Origin of the sequence: Streptomyces alkaliphilus, assembly GCF_014141535.1 — a bacterium.
Lineage (GTDB): Bacteria > Actinomycetota > Actinomycetes > Streptomycetales > Streptomycetaceae > Streptomyces > Streptomyces alkaliphilus.
In genome coordinates, this window is the sequence record NZ_VKHT01001253.1 from 1 (window position 1) to 1,234 (window position 1,234).

Consider the following 1,234-nt stretch of genomic DNA (forward strand, 5'->3'; position numbering starts at 1 on the left):
GGGTTGGGGATGTCGCATCCCTGCACGATCTTCGAGAAGTGGCCGTTGATCCCGCTGGTGGCGGGGGACGGGACGGTCAAGGACTACATTCGTACATTCTTCTGATCTCTGCCGATTTTCGACTCCTCCGAGCCGTGCCCGGGCCCCGCCGGCAGGGTGTCCCGTCGGTGGTTCCCGGGATTCGGGTGACCCCCGGGGGAGGACGGGTTTTCGGCCGGCACGTTCGCGGGACCCCACGCTCCCGGGACCCAGCTCCCGGCACGGTTCGGCCGGCCGGCACGTTCCGGTGCCCGCGGGCGGGGATTGCGGTCCCCGGCCGCGGGCACCGTCGTGTTCGGCCGGCCGTCGCGCCGTCATCCGTTCCGACGCCGGGGTCCGATGCCGCCGGGCGGGTCACGTGCGCCCGGTGTCGGTGACGGCAGCGTGAATTCGACCGGAACCACGCGCTTCCGGGACGCCCTCGGGAAAAAGTTCGCTCCCGGCTGCGACATCCGCGGGGGGCTCGCGCATCTCCATGGTGGGGACGGAGTGCCGGGGCCATCGGGGGCCGGTCGCGGGGGCCGCCCCGACCGGCGGCTCACCGTCGGTCCGGTACCACCCGGCGGCGGAGCGTCATCCGCCGGTGAAGAGAGTGAAGAAGGGGGCAGGGGGACCCATGAGGCAGCGCGACAGGGAGAGTTATCACGAGTTCATCCGCATGCGCAGCGGGCCGCTCTATCGATCGGCCTGTCTGCTGACCGGTGGGGACACCCACCTCGCGGAGGATCTGGTGCAGGAGACCCTCGGGCGGATGTACTCCGCCTGGAGCCGCCGCAGTTGCATCGAGAATCCGGTGGGCTACGCCCAGAAGGTGTTGATACGGGCCCATCTGACACACCGGCGTCGTCGCAGCAGCGGGGAGCGCCCGATGGACGGCCTGCCCGATCACGGGGCCGAGGGGGAGGACACCCCGCTGCGGGTCACCCTCCTGGCCGCCCTCGCCCGTCTCACCCCGGAGGACCGCGCGGTGCTCGTGCTGCGCTTCTGGGAGGACCTGAGCGTCGAGCGGACCGCCGAGGTCATGCGCACCACCCCCTCGGCGGTGCGCAGCCGCAGCGGTCGGGCCCTGACCCGCCTGCGCACCGTGCTCGGCGCCCGCGACATCACCGAACTGACCGCGTGACCCGACACCCCAGGGAGGGCGAGAGACATGAGCGCACACGACGAGCACACCTTCCCCGCCGGAGGCGGGGAG

The 1,234-nt window shown here is 71.9% G+C and carries 1 protein-coding gene; it reads left to right on the plus strand.

Annotation, left to right across the window (positions count from 1 at the left end):
- Positions 1 to 655 precede the first annotated feature (655 nt).
- Entirely contained in the window at positions 656 to 1,162 is a 507-nt protein-coding gene (locus FNQ90_RS23770; protein WP_182608226.1) for a SigE family RNA polymerase sigma factor, read from the plus strand.
- Positions 1,163 to 1,234 lie beyond the last annotated feature (72 nt).

Coding starts and splice junctions, on each gene's coding strand:
- FNQ90_RS23770 (WP_182608226.1), top strand. CDS start 656: ATGAGGCAGCGCGACAGGGAGAGTTATCACGAGTTCATCCGCATGCGC.